This window comes from Salinivibrio sp. KP-1 (assembly GCF_000968645.1).
Classification (GTDB): domain Bacteria; phylum Pseudomonadota; class Gammaproteobacteria; order Enterobacterales; family Vibrionaceae; genus Salinivibrio; species Salinivibrio siamensis.
Genome location: NZ_LAQR01000004.1, coordinates 74,708 through 91,682, shown reverse-complemented (window position 1 = coordinate 91,682; position 16,975 = coordinate 74,708). Strand labels below are relative to the sequence as shown.

The following is a 16,975-nucleotide window of genomic DNA, read 5'->3' as shown; positions in this document are numbered from 1 at the left end:
CGTTGGATGATTGAGGGGAGCTGCTCCTAGTACGAGAGGACCGGAGTGGACGAACCGCTGGTGTTCGGGTTGTGTCGCCAGACGCATTGCCCGGTAGCTAAGTTCGGCACAGATAAGCGCTGAAAGCATCTAAGCGCGAAGCTGGCCCCGAGATGAGTCATCCCTAGAGCTTCGAGCTCTCTAAAGGGTTGTTCTAGACTAGAACGTTGATAGGCAGGGTGTGTAAGCGCTGTGAGGCGTTGAGCTAACCTGTACTAATTGCCCGTGAGGCTTAACCATACAACACCCAAGAGGTTTTGGGTTGGACTCGAATAAAGCCAGTTGATTGTGGCGAGAACGAACAGCTTTCTAGATTACCGAATTTGCTTGGCGACCATAGCGCTTTGGACCCACCTGACTCCATGCCGAACTCAGTAGTGAAACGAAGCAGCGCCGATGGTAGTGTGGGGTCTCCCCATGTGAGAGTAGGACATCGCCAGGCTTTGATTACAATTGATTAAAGCCAAGAGATATAAGTCTTTAGTCATACAGCATTGGTGCGGAGTGGTAGTTCAGTTGGTTAGAATACCGGCCTGTCACGCCGGGGGTCGCGGGTTCGAGTCCCGTCCACTCCGCCACTACTTAGAAGCCCTGCTAATTTTAGTAGGGTTTTTTTGTTATTGGCAGGTTCGCCCTGCGGGCGAATGAGTCCCGCAGGATGGCCTGCCCGTTGTCCGCAACCCCGGCCCTCCGCCACTATTTAGAAACCCTAGCTGAGAAGCTGGGGTTTTTTGCGTTTAAGCCCCAGCATCATTGTGTTGGGGCTTTTTGTGTTTATCGCATGACATCGAGTAGAGCGTTGAGTAAAGGCTCTTTTTCGCGGGAAGCTTTACAACAAAGGCCCAGTTCGAGAGGTTGCACAATTTCTTGACGTAATCGCTCAACCTTGTCTTTTACTGGGCTGTTATCAATCACTACATCGGGCGCGACACCAATACCACAGCCCAATGCCACCATACTGACAATCGCCTCATGGCCTGCTATTTGTGCGTAGACGTTTGGCTCGATCCCTTTATTGGTCAACCATTGATCAGCGAGTTCGCGCGCTGTCCCTGCTTCGGGCAAGATTAATGGTGTGAGCTGCCAGTCAATGGCTTGTAGGTCAATGCCACTGCTGGCCATTGCCGGTGCGATAACCGACAAACTGACTGTATCAATCGGTTGAAACACTAAGCTGGATGACAAGCGTTTGGGTTTAGCGGCAATGGCAATGTCGGCACTATTGTCTTGCACCTTCTCTTCTGCTTGAGCGGGGTCGCCGGTTAGCAGTTGTAGCTCGATATTTGGGTATTGTTGACGAAACCGCGCGAGGAGCTCAGGTAAATGGCTATAGCTTGCCGTGACTGAACAAAAGAGCGTGAGCTTACCGCCGAGCAAAGAGGCATGTTCATTGATACTGGCTTTAGTGGTGTGCCAAAGCTGCAGGATATCGCGTGCGACGGGAAGCAGCGTTTTACCTGCTGGGGTGAGATCGACCGCTTTATTGGTGCGAATAAACAGAGGCTGACCAATATCTTCTTCGAGACGTTGGATGATTCGGCTCAGAGCAGAAGGGCTGACGTGCATTGCTTGTGCGGCTCGGGTATAGCTTTTGGTGTCACAGAGGTGGAGAAAGCCCGTGAGTTGCTTTGCATTCATGATTTTATTGTTGCTGTAATTGCAATGTTATGTTGTGAATATATCACTTTAGGCAATATAGTGGTTAGGGTAGTATCAAAAATACGCGGTGAAAACACACCCAATCACGGATTTGAATCAATGGAGCACCCCATGGCGAACTACTTTAATACCCTGAATTTGCGTCAACAATTGGAACAATTAGGCGTATGCCGATTTATGGATCGTGACGAATTTTCCACCGAGGCCGAATTTCTCAAAGGTAAAAAAGTGGTGATTGTCGGCTGTGGTGCGCAAGGGCTCAACCAAGGCTTAAACATGCGCGACTCGGGTCTTGATGTGGCTTATGCACTGCGACAGGCTGCCATTGATGAAAAGCGTCCTTCTTATCAGAACGCGGCTGAGAATGGATTTGAAGTGGGTAGCTACCAAGATTTGATCCCACAGGCAGACTTGGTGATTAACCTTACACCAGATAAACAGCACTCCAACGTCGTCGAAACCGTGATGCCACTGATGAAAGAGGACGCCGCGCTCGGTTACTCACATGGTTTTAATATTGTCGAAGTCGGTCAGCGTATCCGTGAAGACATTACTGTGGTTATGGTGGCACCTAAGTGTCCGGGTACCGAGGTGCGTGAAGAATATAAACGCGACTTTGGTGTGCCGACGCTGATCGCTGTCCATCCAGAAAATGATCCTAAAGGTGAAGGCTTTGAGATTGCAAAAGCCTGGGCAGCTGCAACTGGTGGCCACCGTGCTGGCGTACTTGCCTCTTCATTCGTGGCAGAAGTAAAATCCGATCTGATGGGCGAACAAACCATCCTGTGTGGGATGCTGCAGGCAGGCTCGGTCGTTTGCTATGAGAAAATGATCGCAGAAGGTGTTGATCCAGGTTATGCGGGTAAATTGATTCAGTATGGCTGGGAAACCATTACTGAAGCGCTAAAGTTCGGTGGCATCACTCACATGATGGATCGCTTGTCCAATCCAGCGAAAATCAAAGCCTTTGAGTTGTCGGAGTCGCTTAAAGAACTGATGCGCCCCCTCTATAACAAACACATGGACGACATCATCGCTGGCCATTTCTCCGCGACCATGATGGCCGATTGGGAAAACGGCGATAAAGACTTGTTCACATGGCGTGAAGAAACCGCACAGACCGCGTTTGAAAACTATCCCGAGTCGGATGTAAGCATCAATGAGCAGGAATTCTTTGATAACGGCATTTTGATGGTAGCTATGGTGCGTGCAGGGGTCGAGCTTGCTTTTGAAGTCATGGTGTCATCTGGCATTATCGAAGAATCAGCGTATTACGAGTCATTGCATGAATTGCCTTTGATTGCCAATACTATTGCGCGTAAGCGCTTGTACGAAATGAACGTGGTCATTTCCGATACGGCTGAGTACGGCAACTACTTATTCGCAAACGTGGCGACACCGCTGCTGCGCGAACACTTTATGCCAACAGTGAGCGCAGATGTGATTGGTAAAGGGCTTGGAGAAACCTCTAACCAGGTCGACAACGCCACCTTAATCGAGGTCAATGACCGTATCCGCAACCACCCAATTGAGTATATCGGTGAGGAATTGCGCGGCTATATGACCGATATGAAACAAATTGCGCTCGACAAATAAAAGCGCGGATCGTTTGAGATAACGCGGAAGAGAAGCCTGGCCTGAGGGTCAGGCTTTTTTATATCTGCGTGGGTTATTCTTGGTTATCTGTCGATTGACCCACTTTTGCTTCCATGGCATCCAGCTTGGCTTCGAGTTCGGTGAGCTTTTGACGGGTGCGCAGTAACACCTGGGTTTGTACATCAAACTCCTCACGGCTTACTACATCCAGCTTAGTCAGTTGGCCTTGGATGGCTTGGCGCACACGGCTTTCCATATCCGTGCCTAACTCTTTAACAGGCTGAGGCATGGCGTCGTGAATTTGCTTGGCCATTTGCTCAAGTTTTTTGGGGTCAAACATGGAATACTCCTTTATTAACTGTCTTTATTCTATGTAAATACGCACAGCTTGTCGAAAGGATGATAAAAGAAAAGGGCCCGAAGGCCCTTTGGGTTAGTGTGATGCGCGATAGTCTTCATCGAGCTTATCAAGTTCATCGTCTTCGACAAACACAGGCAGTGGTTTGTGCTTGCTGGCCAGGTAGGTGTAAATCACTGGCAGAACGAATAGCGTGAATAACGTACCGATAGCGAGACCCGCTACGATCACAATCCCGATGCTAAAGCGTTGCTCGGCGCCTGCGCCGGTGGCGAACATTAGCGGGATGAGGCCTGCAATCATCGCGGCAGTGGTCATTAAGATCGGACGCAGACGAATTTTGGCCGCTTCTTTTACCGCGTCCATTCGGCTGGCTTGATGATGCAGTTGCTGCTCTTTAGCCACCTCACAGATCAGAATACCGTGTTTGGTAATCAGACCTATCAAGGTTATCAACCCGACTTGTGAGTAGATGTTCATTGATGATAGCCCCCACGCGAGTGCAATTAAGGCACCACAAATCGCAAGTGGCACAGAGACCAAGATCACCAGTGGGTCGAGCAAGGATTCAAACTGAATCGCCAGTACCAGATAAATGATCGCTAAGGCGAACAAGAAGGTGGCATACAGCGCACTGCCTTCTGTCACGTATTGGCGAGACTCACCGAGGTAATCGTGCTGATAGCCTTTAGGCAACTCTGCTGCCTTGCTTTCGAACCAATCCACCGCGGTACCCATGGTGACACCGGGCGCAGATACCGCACTGATGGTCGCAGCGTTTAGCTGATTAAAGTGCGGGAGTGAGCGAGGCTCCGCGGTGACTTCAATGTCAATCAGCGAGCCCAGCGGAATGGAATCGCCGTTGGCCGCACGAACATAGTAGCTCTCAATGGACTCAGGGTTGAGACGATATTTACGCTCCACTTGCGGGATCACCTCATATGAGCGGCCATCAAAGTCGATACGGTTGACGTAGCCATCCGCCATCATGGTGCCAATGGTGGCGCCAATATCACGCATCGTCACGCCATATGACCCAGCTTTGTCTTTATCAATGCTGATATTCATGGTGGCCGAATCAAAGTTAAGGTTCAGCTCCGAATAGACGAAGTTCGGGCTAGATTGTACCTCGGACATAATTTCGGCGGTCACTTGATAGAGACTTTCGAAATTATTCGGGGTCGTCACCACAAATTGGATCGGCAAGCCGGAGGAGGCACCGGGCAGCTCTGGCATTTCAAAGGTGGTGACCTTCATACCCGGAATGTCTTTCACTTCGTCAGCCATGCGTTTTACCACTTCGGACTGACTGGCTTCCCGCTCACTCCAAGGCACCAGTGAGGCGATACCAAACGCTTGATTCGACTTCGGCACCCCAGAAAAGACCTGAGAAAAGGCCACTTCTGGTTGTTCGTCGAGCTTTTGGTTCACTTCCGCCATGCTGTTTTGGATGTAATCCAGGTTAGCCGTCGAGGGCGCCGTCCCCATCATGACTACCACGCCTTTATCTTCCGATGGTGCGAGTTCACTGGGGATAAAATTAAATAGCACGGGTAAAGAGGCAAAGACGATGACCGCAAAAGATACCACCACAGGACGGCGTTGCATCACCTTACTAAGAAGATGAGCATACTTGTCGGTCATTCCATCCAAGAAGCGATGAACGGCAAGCTCAAAGCGACTTGGCTTGGCGTTGGCTTTCAGCATGGTCGAACACATTACCGGTGAGAGTGTTAATGCGACAATCCCGGAGACAAACACAGCCCCAGCAAGCGTTAACGCAAACTCTTTAAACAGCGAGCCGGTGATCCCGCCCATCATGGCGATAGGGGCATACACCGCCGCCAATGTCAGTGTCATGGAGATAACTGGCACGGCAATTTCCCGTGTACCAATAATGGCCGCGCGGAAAGGGGACTCTCCCAGCTTGATATGGCGGTCGATGTTTTCCAATACCACGATCGCATCGTCGACCACCAAGCCGATAGCCAGCACCATCGCCAGCAGGGTCATCAAGTTCAGTGAGAAGCCAATCATTTCCATCACCAGCGCCACACCAATCAGGGATAGCGGAATGGTGATAATAGGGATAATTACCGCGCGGAATGAGCCCAAGAACAGGGTGATCACCACCAACACGATCAGTGCCGCTTCAATGATGGTTTTGATCACCTCATTGATGGACTCATTGATTGCATTAGATGAGTCATACAGCACATTCATCTCGATATTGCTTGGCATGTTGCGCTCAACTTCCGGCAACATATCCATGACGTCAGCGGCAATATTGATGGGGTTAGCCGACGGGGTAGCATTGATCGCGGCGACAACCGCCTCAGAGCCATTGGCCAGTGCACGTACCCGATCATGGCTTTTCTCGAGTGAGACCTTAGCGATGTCTCCGAGGCGTACGACACGACCATCTTGGGTATCCACCACCAAGTTACTCAGTTCTTCAGGAGTGGAGACCTGGGTATCGGCACTGCCGTTATAGATCATAAAGGTACCAATCGCCTGACCGGTGGCCGACTGGTAGTTGTTGGCATCAAGCACGGACATCACGTCGGTGGCCGCCAGCTTAAATGCCGCCATTTTCTCCGGATCGAGCCACACGCGAAGGCCATACTTCACCCCGCCGTAAAGGTCGATTTTGGAAACGCCATCCACGGTAAACAGCTGAGGTTTGACCACGCGTTCGAGGTAGTCGGTGATCTGACTGGAGTCGAGCTCGGGTGAGGTAAAACCAACATACATCACCGCGGTGGTCGAACCGGTCGACATCGATACTGACGGATCTTCGGCTTCAGCGGGGAGCTGAGCACGCACCGAGTTTACCTTGGCGAGAATATCGGCCAAGGCGGCATTTGGGTCGGTATTAAGCTTCATATTGACCGTAATGGTCGAAGAACCAAGCACCGACTCTGAGGTCATAAAGTCAATATTATCAGCTTGGGCCACGGCTTGTTCGAGTGGCGTCGTAATGAAGCCCTGAATCAAGTCGGCACTGGCGCCATAATAGCTGGTTGTGATGGTGACCACGGTATTGGTCATCTCCGGGTATTCCCTGACTTGCATCTTAAATAAAGATTGCAGGCCGAGCAGCGCAATCAGAATACTGATTGACGCGGCTAGCACGGGGCGCCGGATAAAAATATCAGTAAAGCGCATCACATCCTCGTCTTACAATTGAGGTAATTGTTCTGGTGGTGTGAGAGCGTCGTTTTCGACGATTTTCACTTTGGAGCCATTGCTTAATCGCACTTGGCCGGAGGTGACGACCTGATCGCCAGGTTGCAGACCTTCGATAATGCGTGCTTGATGGCCACGACGCTCACCGACTTTGAGCACTTGTTGGAACGCGCGTTTTTCCCCTTCTTCTTCGCGGATCACGTACACACTTTCCCCGTACAAGGTGAAATTAATCGCGGTTTGATCAATCACGATTTGCTCTTCAATGGTAGGTAGAACGATATCGGCACGGGCAAACATCCCTGAGCGCAACTGACCATCGTTATTCGGGATGTTCGCTTCCACCTTGATAAGACCACTCTGGCTATTGACCGCAGGCTCAATGGCACTGATAGAGCCGATGAATTCCTTTTCAGGATACGCATCGACAGTAATGCGCAACGGCTGGCTCAGACGGATTTTAGAAATATCTGTTTGTGGCACGGTAAAGCGCAGCTTCATCACCGAGGTATCCTCGAGGCGAGCAATATCCGTACCTGGCTGCAAGTATTCACCTAAGAAAACATCACGCAGGCCAATCACACCATCGAAGGGTGCTTGGATATTACGACGGGCAATGGTGGCTTTCAGTGCGTTAATGTCAGCTTGTAGCGAACGATAATTGGCCTCGGCTTCATCCAGCGCTTCTTTAGAGATAGAGCCTTTAGCAAACAGTCCTTGGTAGCGTTTAAACTTGGCTTCCGCCGCCGGTAGGCGCGCTTGGGTGCTGGCTAAATTGGCTTTTTCAACGCTCGAGTCGAGCTCGACCAGGTTTTGCCCACGCTCAACGGTTTGGCCAGACTCAAAATTAATCACATCGACGACACCGGCAATTTGGGTGGTTAAGGTGATCCCTTGGTTAGGCTCAACAAAACCAATGGCGTCAAGCGTTGGTGTCCAAGGCTCAGCCTCAACCGTCACCGCGGTGACTGGGTGGGTGGGCTCTGGCATGTTTGCCATATACTCTGCAATCTTTTGCTGCTTGAACAGGTTAAAGCCAATCACACTGCCAAACAGCAGCAGCGCGAGGATAACCATAAAGAAAAACCATTTTTTCATCGAAGTAAGCTCCGAACGTCGTTAGTGAAGAGAAATTGCATCCCAGCAAGCGTGGATCGCATCTGCGATAGCATGACTGTCCAGGGTTATAACACCCCGAACCTGTTTGCGAGCTAAACAAAAAGCGGGTTCGAGTCCCAAGGTGATTAATGCCTCATCATCGAGGGGCTTGAGCACGCCTTGTTGCTTACCTTCTTGAAAGACTTGATAAAGGTCGGAGAAGGCATCTCGCTCCCGCTGAGCGTGTAACTGGTCGTCCCGTGGCAGCGCATCAAACTGGTCTCGAGACAATAGCAGATGATCGCGTTGTAGCATCATGGTCCAAGTATTGCGCCATAAGCGTTCAAACTGACGTTTGAGTGTTGGTTCATCCTTGACCCCTTGCTGGATATGGGTCGCACACTGCATCATCAGGTGTGAAGACAGTTGGCGAAGCAAATCATCCTTGTCTTTGAAATAGCGATAAATGGTCCCTGCAGCGACGTGTGCTTGTGTCGCCACTTGTTGCATTGAGACTTTATCGAGCCCGACCGTCGCGATTAATTGCTCGGTCGCGGCAAAGATTTGCGTACGTTTGTCCATAGATAATGCACCAAGCAATGAATGAACGTTCATTCATTTTAGAGCGTTTTTCGCGCAAATGACAAGCATAAAGTGTAGCAAGCAAAATGCACTCTGCTGCGGTGAGATAGACATCAGTTGGATTCGCTCTACAATGCTCATTCAGCCACTGATGAGGTGTTGTCACCATGAAACTTAACCCCGCGCAATCCGATGCCGTACGACATATCTCTGGACCTTGCCTGGTCTTGGCAGGGGCCGGCTCGGGAAAAACACGTGTCATTACCCATAAAATTGCCTATTTGGTTCAGCAATGTGGCTATAAAGCGCGCCATATCGCTGCGGTAACCTTTACCAACAAAGCGGCACGCGAGATGAAAGAGCGGGTAGCACAAAGTTTAGGAAAGCAAGAGTCGCGTGGTTTGATGGTGTCGACCTTTCATACCTTGGGCCTCAATATCATTCGGCGAGAATATAAAACCTTGGGGCTCAAGGCAGGCTTTTCGCTGTTTGATGATCAAGACCAATTAGCTTTGTTAAAAGCCCTGACCGAACAAGAGTTGGATAACGATAAAGATTTGCTCCGTCAGTTAGTGCATACCATTTCCAACTGGAAAAATGCCATGTTGGGGCCGGATGAAGCACTGGCTCAGGCGCAAGGCGAGCGTGATCAACTGTTTGCCGCCTGTTACGCGCGCTACCAAAAACAAATGCGTGCGTATAACGCGCTGGATTTTGATGATCTCATTTTGATGCCGGTCGCGCTACTTAGCCAAAACCAAGCCGTACGCGAGCGGTGGCAAGCGCGCATTCGTTATTTATTGGTTGATGAATATCAAGATACCAACACCAGCCAATATCAGTTAGTGAAGCTGCTAGTGGGTGAGCGTGCACGTTTCACGGTGGTCGGGGATGACGATCAGTCAATTTACTCGTGGCGAGGGGCTCAGCCGAAAAATCTGGTGTATCTTCAGCAAGACTTTCCGCGTTTGCACGTGGTGAAGTTGGAGCAAAATTACCGCTCAACCAGTCGCATCCTCCGCGCGGCCAACATCTTGATTGCCAATAATCCCCATGTATTCGAAAAGACCTTATTTTCTGCTTTACCTGATGGCGACATGCTCAAAGTATTGACGGCCAATAATGAGGAACATGAGGCGGAGCGCGTGGTCGGCGAGCTGATAGGCCATCGTTTTCTCGGACGTACCCAATACAAAGATTACGCCATCCTTTATCGCGGAAACCACCAATCGCGTTTAATCGAAAAAGCGCTGATGCAAAACCGCATTCCTTACAAGATCTCGGGTGGGACGTCGTTTTTCTCACGTGCAGAAATCAAAGATATCATGGCCTATCTGCGCCTGCTCACGAACCCCGATGATGACAACGCGTTCTTGCGAGTCGTTAACACGCCACGACGTGAGATTGGCCCTGTGACGTTAGAGAAACTCGGCAGTTATGCCAACCAACGCGGAAAGAGCTTGTTTGCGGCAAGCTTCGAGCTCGGGCTAAGTCAACATTTATCGGGACGTGGTTTGGCGTCGCTACAAGCGTTTACCCGCTGGGTGGTAGAATTATCCGATCAAGCCGAGCGAGGCGATACCGTGGCGGCGGTGAGGGCGCTTTTGCGTGACATTCACTACGAAGAGTGGCTGTACGAAACGTCTTCAAGCCCTAAAGTGGCTGAAATGCGGATGAAAAACGTCTCACAGCTTTATAGTTGGATTGTCGCCGACTTAGAAGGTGATAACCCCGATCAGGTCGAACGCAGCTTAAGAGAGGTGGTTCAGCGCCTTACACTACGTGACATGATGGAGCGGGGGGAAGACGATGATGACGCAGACCAAGTCCAGTTGATGACCTTGCATGCCTCCAAAGGGCTCGAATTTCCTTATGTCTACCTGATTGGCATGGAAGAAGGCTTATTGCCGCATCAGTCGAGTATTGATGAAGACAATATCGATGAAGAGCGGCGTTTGGCTTATGTCGGACTGACTCGTGCGCAAAAGGCGCTGACCTTTGTAGTGTGTCGAGAACGGCGTCAATTTGGTGAAGTGATTAAACCTCAGCAAAGCCGCTTCCTGGAAGAGCTTCCTTTTGACGATGTGGAGTGGGAGTCGCAAAGAAAGCCTGTTTCACAAGAAGAGCGGATGGAGAAAGGGCAAGCCGCGATCGCCAACCTAAAAGCCATGCTGGATAAAAACAAATAACGCCGCAAGGGCGGCGTTATTGTCACACGGGTTGCGCGGCGGTATTAAAGTGCGTCGAGCATGTGCTCGATAGCCGCCACAATCTCATCATCCGAGCAATCCATACACGTCCCTTTGGCAGGCATCGCATTAAAGCCGTTGATAGCGTGCGTGGTCAGCGTTTCCATGCCTTTATCGACACGTGGCCCCCAAGCGGCGGCATCGCCTGTTTTGGGCGCGCCGGCTGCGCCTGTGCCGTGACACGCGGTGCAGTAGGTGTTGTAGACCTGCTCGCCGCTGCGTGGGCCACTCGGCTCTGCGGCGGCGGTTTGCGTTGGCGCTTCGCCGTCAATATACACATCACCAACCGGGGCAATGCGTTCAGCAATAGCGGCTTTTTCTTGCTCAGACACTTCTAGCGCTTGCGCAGCAGAAGCAAATAACAGGGCCGCCACGGTGGCAACCATAATTTGACCTAGACTTTTTCCCTTTGCGCTCACAATGACACTCCCACATTACTGGTGGCTTAACGCCTTTTTTATCTTATTTGCCGCCAACCTAAGGGGGTGAATCAATCAAGGGTGATTCGGTTGCGGCCTGTCAGTCTCGTCTTAACGGATTTGCCAACGTTGCTGGGTTAACTCCGTGTAAAGATTAGGTGATTATAGCGCTTTAGATTGTTACGTTAAACCGTTATAGTAGAGACCTTACTGACGATTTCTACGCAATTTGTTGAAAAAGAGACCAGTCAGTAAAAAAATTAAAAAAAGTGCTAGACGGCTGGTGGTGATATCCGTAATATTCGTCACCGCCAACGGGGCAAGCGCCCGTAGCTCAGTTGGATAGAGTGTTGGCCTCCGAAGCCAAAGGTCACAGGTTCAAATCCTGTCGGGCGCGCCATTCCGGGGATAAAGGAAATTGGCAAAAAATCAGTGGTGGCTGTAGCTCAGTTGGTAGAGCCCTGGATTGTGATTCCAGTTGTCGCGGGTTCAAGTCCCGTCAGCCACCCCATTATTTTCGCTAACAGCGAATATGTCGGTGAATAGCGCAGTTTGGTAGCGCATCTGGTTTGGGACCAGAGGGTCGGGGGTTCGAATCCCTCTTCACCGACCACTATTACAAACCCTAGCCTAACGGCTGGGGTTTTTTTGTTTATGCCTGTTCGTTGGAGAGCGAGGGTCGGGGGCCGGAAGCCCGGTCGCGCGGTAGGCCGCCCCATCGAATCCCTCTTCACCGACCACTATTACAAACCCTAGCCTAATGGCTGGTTTTTTTCGTTTGGCCCCTATGAACATGTCTTCCCCCCTTCAAGCTTCCCTGTTATGGGACTGCTTTATATCGCTTTGCGAGTACGTGTTGGTGATTCTTTTCTCTACGTGGCGACGTTGAGAGAGGATAAAATGCAGAAATTAGAACTCTATCAAGATTCTGATAGATAAAAAGTCACCAATCAGCAATAAAAACCACACCTTTTGATGTGACTGCTATACCTATCATTGTGTGGTTCAAAAAACTGCCTTTCATTTATTAAGTAATCAATTAACTCGAAAAATGCGTTTTTTTTGGTGCTTATCGCTGTCATTGTTTACACGCTGTTAAATAACTTTGCTTTATTCTATGCGCGATTTGCTTTAAAACAGGGGAAAGCGTAATACCTTATATCTTTATGATATGAAGTGTGTTTTTTGTTTGACGCTTGGGTACACAATCGTAGCCAAGTGAATGAATATTCGAGCCGACTGTGTCATTATGGCATTTTCTGCTGTGATGTTGATTTTTTGTGAAATGTTTGCCAGATTAAATCCGCATCTCTCCGAGGCAAGATCATATCACCTTGTTTTGGTAAGGAAGTCGATCGTCACCTAAGACGATATCAAGGATGAAAAATGTCACTGCTAGAAGTAAATAATCTACGAATAGAGTACCCGTCTCGCCATGGCGTTCACGCCGCCGTGACGTCATTGTCATTAACGATTGAGCGCGGTGAGATTGTTGGCGTGGTGGGTGAGTCTGGGGCGGGCAAGTCCACGGTCGGTAATGCCGTGATTGATTTGCTCAGTCCGCCGGGTCGCATTGCCAGTGGCGATGTGTATCTGGACGGTAAAAAAATCTCCGGGCTAACCCCCAACGAAATGCGCAAAGTGCGCGGTGATAAAATTGGGTTTATCTTTCAAGACCCGATGACCTCCCTGAATCCGCTGTTTACGGTCGAGCAGCAGCTTACCGAAACCATTTTGACCAACTTGAATGTGACGCAGCAACAGGCCTATCAGCGCGCGCTTAATTTAATGGAGCAGGTGGGGATCCCTGAGCCAGAGCTGCGCATCAAACAATACCCCCATCAGTTTTCCGGCGGGATGCGTCAGCGCGTGGTGATTGCGGTTGCGCTGGCCGGGGAGCCGGATCTCATCATTGCCGATGAGCCGACCACGGCGTTGGATGTGTCCATCCAAGATCAAATCCTTAACCTCATCCGCGACTTATGCCAAAAGAAAAATGTTGGCTGTATGCTGGTCACCCATGATATGGGCGTGGTCGCCAATGTGACCGACCGTGTCGCGGTGATGTATCGTGGTGATTTGGTGGAGCTGGGCACCACCCAGCAAGTGTTAGGTGAGCCTCAGCATCCTTACACGCAAAGTCTCATTTCAGCGGTGCCACGCTCTGATATCAAGCTGGACCGCTTTCCGCTGGTCAATTATATCGAGGAAGCCGGTGAAACCCTTGAGCTTGATGTCAAGAATCACTGGCTGGGGCAAAGCCAAGATCAGCGCGCTTATAGCGGTCCGCTACTGCAGGTGAAAGATGTGTCCTTGCGCTTTATTACTAAGGATTCTCTCTTTGCGAGCCGCCGCGAATACGTCCAAGCCTCTGATCATGTGAGCTTTGACGTGGTTGAGGGGGAAACCTTTGGTCTTGTCGGTGAGTCGGGCTCAGGAAAGTCGACCATTGCGCGCGCGATCACCGGGCTTTATCCGCCCAACACGGGGCAAATCATTTTTGAAGATATCGATCTGACTGCGATTAAAAACGAACGCGCCCGACGTCCTATCCGTCGCCAAATGCAAATGGTGTTTCAAAACCCGTATTCATCCATGAACCCACGGATGAAGATATACGACATTATCGCTGAGCCCATTCGTTTTCACCGTTTGGCCGAAAGCGAGTCTCAAATCCGCCAAATCGTCGGCGACTTGCTTGATCACGTTGGCCTGGGTCGCGGCGCAGGGATTAAATATCCGCACGAGTTCTCTGGGGGGCAACGCCAGCGTATTTCGATTGCTCGCGCATTGGCGACGCGTCCGCGTTTACTGATTTGCGATGAGCCGACATCCGCGTTGGATGTGTCAGTACAAGCGCAAATTTTGAACCTGCTCAAAGATCTGCAGGACGAGCTCAATCTCACCATGTTGTTTATCAGTCACGATTTGCCGGTGATTCGCCAAATGTGTGACCGCATTGGTGTGATGCGCAAAGGCCAGCTGTTAGAAGTGGCACCGACAGAGCAACTGTTTACTAACCCACAACACGAATATAGCCGTCAGCTTATCTCATTGATGCCAGAGTTTAAGGGAATGAGCACGGAAGGTTTGCAACCGGCATAGCACGCTATGTCGACGCGGCATTGCGCCGCACCTCATCCATGATGCAAACACAGCGGGGGGCAACCCCTACGCATAAAGGAGCTATGCAATGAAAACAATGAAGAGCAAGATTGCCGTGGCGCTTATGGCCGCCGGCCTGAGCGTTAGTGCCGCGGCTGCAGATATCACCGTCGCGTATGATGCGGATCCGGTTTCACTGGACCCTCATGAGCAGCTTTCCGGTGGTACGCTACAGCTATCACACATGGTCTTCGACCCCTTGGTCCGCTTTACCCAAGAGATGGACTTTGAGCCTCGCCTCGCCACGTCTTGGGAGCGTATCGATAATGAAACCGTGCGTTTCAATCTTCGCGAAGGCGTGACGTTCCATTCCGGAAACGCGTTTACTGCCGACGATGTGGTGTGGACCTTTGATCGTTTGAAATCATCCCCCGACTTTAAAGGGATTTTCACCCCAATCGTTGATATCAAAAAAGTCGACGAGCACACGGTGGATGTGGTGACGGACGGTACCTACCCGCTGGTAGAAAACGTCATGACCTACGTGTTCCCGATGGACAGCAAGTTCTACAGTGGTGAGACAGAAGACGGCCGTGATAAATCCGAGCTGAAGAAAAATGGCTCAACCTATGCGTCGACACACCTGTCAGGCACTGGGCCGTATGTGGTTGACGAACGTGAACAAGGCGTGGTTGTCGAGTTTGACCGTAATGAGAATTACTGGGACAAAGACAGCGAAGGCAATGTGGATAACATCACGCTGCGTCCGATAAAAGAAGATGCCACCCGCGTCGCGGCGCTGCTGTCTGGTGATGTCGACATGATTGCGCCTGTTTCTCCTAACGACTATCGCCGTATCGAACGTGCCGACGAGCTGCAATTGGTGACCATGCCAGGGACGCGGGTCATCACCTTCCAAATGAACCAGAGTGTGGTGGATGAGTTTAAAGATCCACGTGTTCGTCAAGCGGTGGCTTATGCGGTCAACAACGAAGGTATCGCGCAGAAGATCATGAAAGGGGCGGCCACGCCCGCGAGCCAGCAAAGCCCAGTCGGGTATGCAGGCTATAATCCTGATCTCGAGCCACGTTATGACCTGGCGAAAGCGAAAAAACTGATGGAAGAGGCCGGTTACCCAGATGGTTTCTCAATCACCATGATTGCCCCTAACAACCGTTACGTGAACGATGAAAAAATCGCTCAAGCGGTGGCGGCAATGATGGCGAAAATTGGTATCAAGGTTGACTTGCAAACCATGCCAAAAGCGCAGTACTGGCCTGAGTTTGATAAGTGCGAAGCGGGCATGCAGATGATCGGTTGGCACCCAGATACAGAAGATTCTGCCAACTTCACCGAGTTCCTCACCATGACACGTGATGCGGACACCGGTAAGGGTCAGTATAACTGTGGCCACTACTCGAACAGCGAAGTGGATAAGCTGGTGATGGAAGCCAACTCAGAAACGGATCTGGAAAAGCGTAGTGCGATGCTGCAAAAGGTCGAGAAGATCCTGTATGACGAAGCGGCCTTCTTACCTCTGCACTGGCAAGATCCATCATGGGCAGCCAAAAATAACGTTAACATCGAGCCGATCGTTAACGGTATGAACTTCCCTTACTTCGGCGATCTAGTGGTCGAGTAATGGACTAAAACAGGGCCCCAACCGCTGGGGCCCTGATTATCCAATCGCTTAGAGGCACACATGGTAACGTTTTTAGTCAAACGTCTGGTACAGGCACTGATTGTGATGTTTGTCATCAGTCTGGTGGCGTTTGCTATCCAAGACAACCTCGGCGACCCCTTGCGGGAGCTGGTGGGGCAATCAGTATCAGAAGCGGAGCGTGATGCGCTGCGTGATGAAATGGGGCTTAACGATCCCTTCTTAACCAAATATACCCGCTTTGTAGGCAAGGCCCTACAAGGGGATTTAGGCAATTCTTATTTCTTTAAGCGTCCAGTCGTGGACGTCATTTTAGATAAATTGGTGGCAACGCTAGAACTCGTGGCGGGGGCGGCACTGATCATTGTCGTGGTGTCGATTCCACTCGGGGTGTACTCGGCGATTCACCCCAATAGCATGCTCACCAAGATAATCATGGGCTTTAGTATCGTGGGTATCTCGATACCTGTCTTCTTGACCGCGATTATGCTCATGTATGTCTTCTCGATTGAGTTGGGCTGGCTGCCTTCTTATGGGCGTGGAGAAACGGCCAATTGGCTTGGCTGGGAGTCCGGCTTTTTCACCCTGGATGGCTTAGCGCATTTGGTGCTGCCCTCCGTGTCGCTGGCATCCATCATGCTACCTTTGTTCATTCGCTTGGTGCGCTCTGAAATGCTGGAAGCCTTGGGAACCGAGTATGTGAAATTTGCACGTGCTAAAGGGTTGCCCGAAAACAAGGTTTATTATCAGCATGCGCTGAAGAACACCATGCTGCCGGTGGTAACGGTTGGTGGTGTGCAAATCGGTACCATGATTGCGTATACCATTTTGACCGAGACCGTCTTTCAGTGGCCGGGGACGGGCTTTTTGTTCCTTGAAGCGATTAACCGTGTAGATACACCGTTGATTACCGCTTACGTGATTTTCGTCGGGCTGATCTTTGTGGTGACCAACACCATTGTCGATCTGCTGTATGGCTTGATTAACCCAACGGTTAACTTAACCGGCAAGGAGGCGTAAG

The 16,975-nt window shown here is 50.7% G+C and carries 12 protein-coding genes, 4 tRNA genes and 2 rRNA genes; 12 read left to right on the top strand and 6 right to left on the bottom strand.

Translation table 11 applies throughout. The features are described from left to right. The 3 genes from WN56_RS07755 to WN56_RS07745 form a co-directional block, all read left to right on the top strand. A 23S ribosomal RNA gene (locus WN56_RS07755) occupies positions 1-279 on the top strand; the annotation flags it as partial. A gap of 86 nt (positions 280-365) precedes the next feature. Further along, a 5S ribosomal RNA gene (gene rrf / locus WN56_RS07750) occupies positions 366-481 on the top strand. A gap of 59 nt (positions 482-540) precedes the next feature. Continuing rightward, positions 541-617: transfer RNA gene (locus tag WN56_RS07745), tRNA-Asp, on the top strand. Between the two features lie 196 nt (positions 618-813). Here the strand turns inward: WN56_RS07745 and ilvY are convergent. Continuing rightward, positions 814-1,677 (bottom strand): HTH-type transcriptional activator IlvY, encoded by an 864-nt coding sequence (gene ilvY / locus WN56_RS07740; RefSeq protein WP_046074489.1) that lies wholly within the window; start codon positions 1,675-1,677, stop codon positions 814-816. A 132-nt stretch (positions 1,678-1,809) separates the two neighbouring features. Here ilvY and ilvC point away from each other — a divergent pair, with 132 nt between their 5' ends. After that, on the top strand, positions 1,810-3,294 hold the full coding sequence (gene ilvC, locus WN56_RS07735) for a ketol-acid reductoisomerase (protein WP_046074488.1): 1,485 nt from the start codon (positions 1,810-1,812) through the stop codon (positions 3,292-3,294). A 73-nt stretch (positions 3,295-3,367) separates the two neighbouring features. Here ilvC and WN56_RS07730 read toward each other — a convergent pair whose 3' ends face one another. The 4 genes from WN56_RS07730 to WN56_RS07715 form a co-directional block, all read right to left on the bottom strand. After that, positions 3,368-3,634, bottom strand: coding sequence for an accessory factor UbiK family protein (locus WN56_RS07730; RefSeq protein ID WP_046074487.1), 267 nt, complete (start codon positions 3,632-3,634; stop codon positions 3,368-3,370). Positions 3,635-3,727: 93 nt separating this feature from the next. After that, positions 3,728-6,820, bottom strand: coding sequence for a multidrug efflux RND transporter permease subunit (locus WN56_RS07725; protein ID WP_046074486.1), 3,093 nt, complete (start codon positions 6,818-6,820; stop codon positions 3,728-3,730). A 12-nt stretch (positions 6,821-6,832) separates the two neighbouring features. After that, positions 6,833-7,939 (bottom strand): efflux RND transporter periplasmic adaptor subunit, encoded by a 1,107-nt coding sequence (locus WN56_RS07720; RefSeq protein WP_046074485.1) that lies wholly within the window; start codon positions 7,937-7,939, stop codon positions 6,833-6,835. Positions 7,940-7,960: 21 nt separating this feature from the next. After that, on the bottom strand, positions 7,961-8,521 hold the full coding sequence (locus WN56_RS07715) for a TetR/AcrR family transcriptional regulator (protein WP_046074484.1): 561 nt from the start codon (positions 8,519-8,521) through the stop codon (positions 7,961-7,963). 167 nt (positions 8,522-8,688) lie between these two features. Between WN56_RS07715 and rep the strand changes: the two genes are divergently transcribed. Next, positions 8,689-10,710 (top strand): DNA helicase Rep, encoded by a 2,022-nt coding sequence (rep, locus tag WN56_RS07710; RefSeq protein ID WP_046074483.1) that lies wholly within the window; start codon positions 8,689-8,691, stop codon positions 10,708-10,710. Between the two features lie 44 nt (positions 10,711-10,754). On the opposite strand, the gene WN56_RS07705 is transcribed toward rep, so the two are convergent. Next, on the bottom strand, positions 10,755-11,048 hold the full coding sequence (locus WN56_RS07705; RefSeq protein WP_369795698.1) for a cytochrome c5 family protein: 294 nt from the start codon (positions 11,046-11,048) through the stop codon (positions 10,755-10,757). Here WN56_RS07705 and WN56_RS17195 point away from each other — a divergent pair. From WN56_RS17195 to WN56_RS07675, 7 genes are all read left to right on the top strand, one after another. After that, positions 11,019-11,108 (top strand): hypothetical protein, encoded by a 90-nt coding sequence (locus tag WN56_RS17195; RefSeq protein WP_369795697.1) that lies wholly within the window; start codon positions 11,019-11,021, stop codon positions 11,106-11,108. The two genes, WN56_RS07705 and WN56_RS17195, sit on opposite strands and share 30 nt — an antisense overlap. 404 nt (positions 11,109-11,512) lie before the next feature. Further along, positions 11,513-11,589: transfer RNA gene (locus WN56_RS07700), tRNA-Arg, on the top strand. 35 nt (positions 11,590-11,624) lie between these two features. Next, positions 11,625-11,700, top strand: a tRNA-His gene (locus WN56_RS07695). Positions 11,701-11,725: 25 nt separating this feature from the next. Next, positions 11,726-11,802, top strand: a tRNA-Pro gene (locus tag WN56_RS07690). 773 nt (positions 11,803-12,575) lie between these two features. Then, positions 12,576-14,294, top strand: coding sequence for an ABC transporter ATP-binding protein (locus WN56_RS07685; protein ID WP_046074481.1), 1,719 nt, complete (start codon positions 12,576-12,578; stop codon positions 14,292-14,294). Positions 14,295-14,382: 88 nt separating this feature from the next. Then, the gene (locus WN56_RS07680; protein WP_046074480.1) at positions 14,383-15,936 is read left to right on the top strand and encodes an ABC transporter substrate-binding protein; all 1,554 of its coding nucleotides are present in this window, start codon (positions 14,383-14,385) and stop codon (positions 15,934-15,936) included. Between the two features lie 60 nt (positions 15,937-15,996). Continuing rightward, positions 15,997-16,974: an ABC transporter permease gene (locus tag WN56_RS07675; RefSeq protein WP_046074479.1), complete on the top strand. Its 978-nt coding sequence runs from the start codon at positions 15,997-15,999 to the stop codon at positions 16,972-16,974. The last annotated feature ends 1 nt before the right edge of the window (position 16,975 follow it).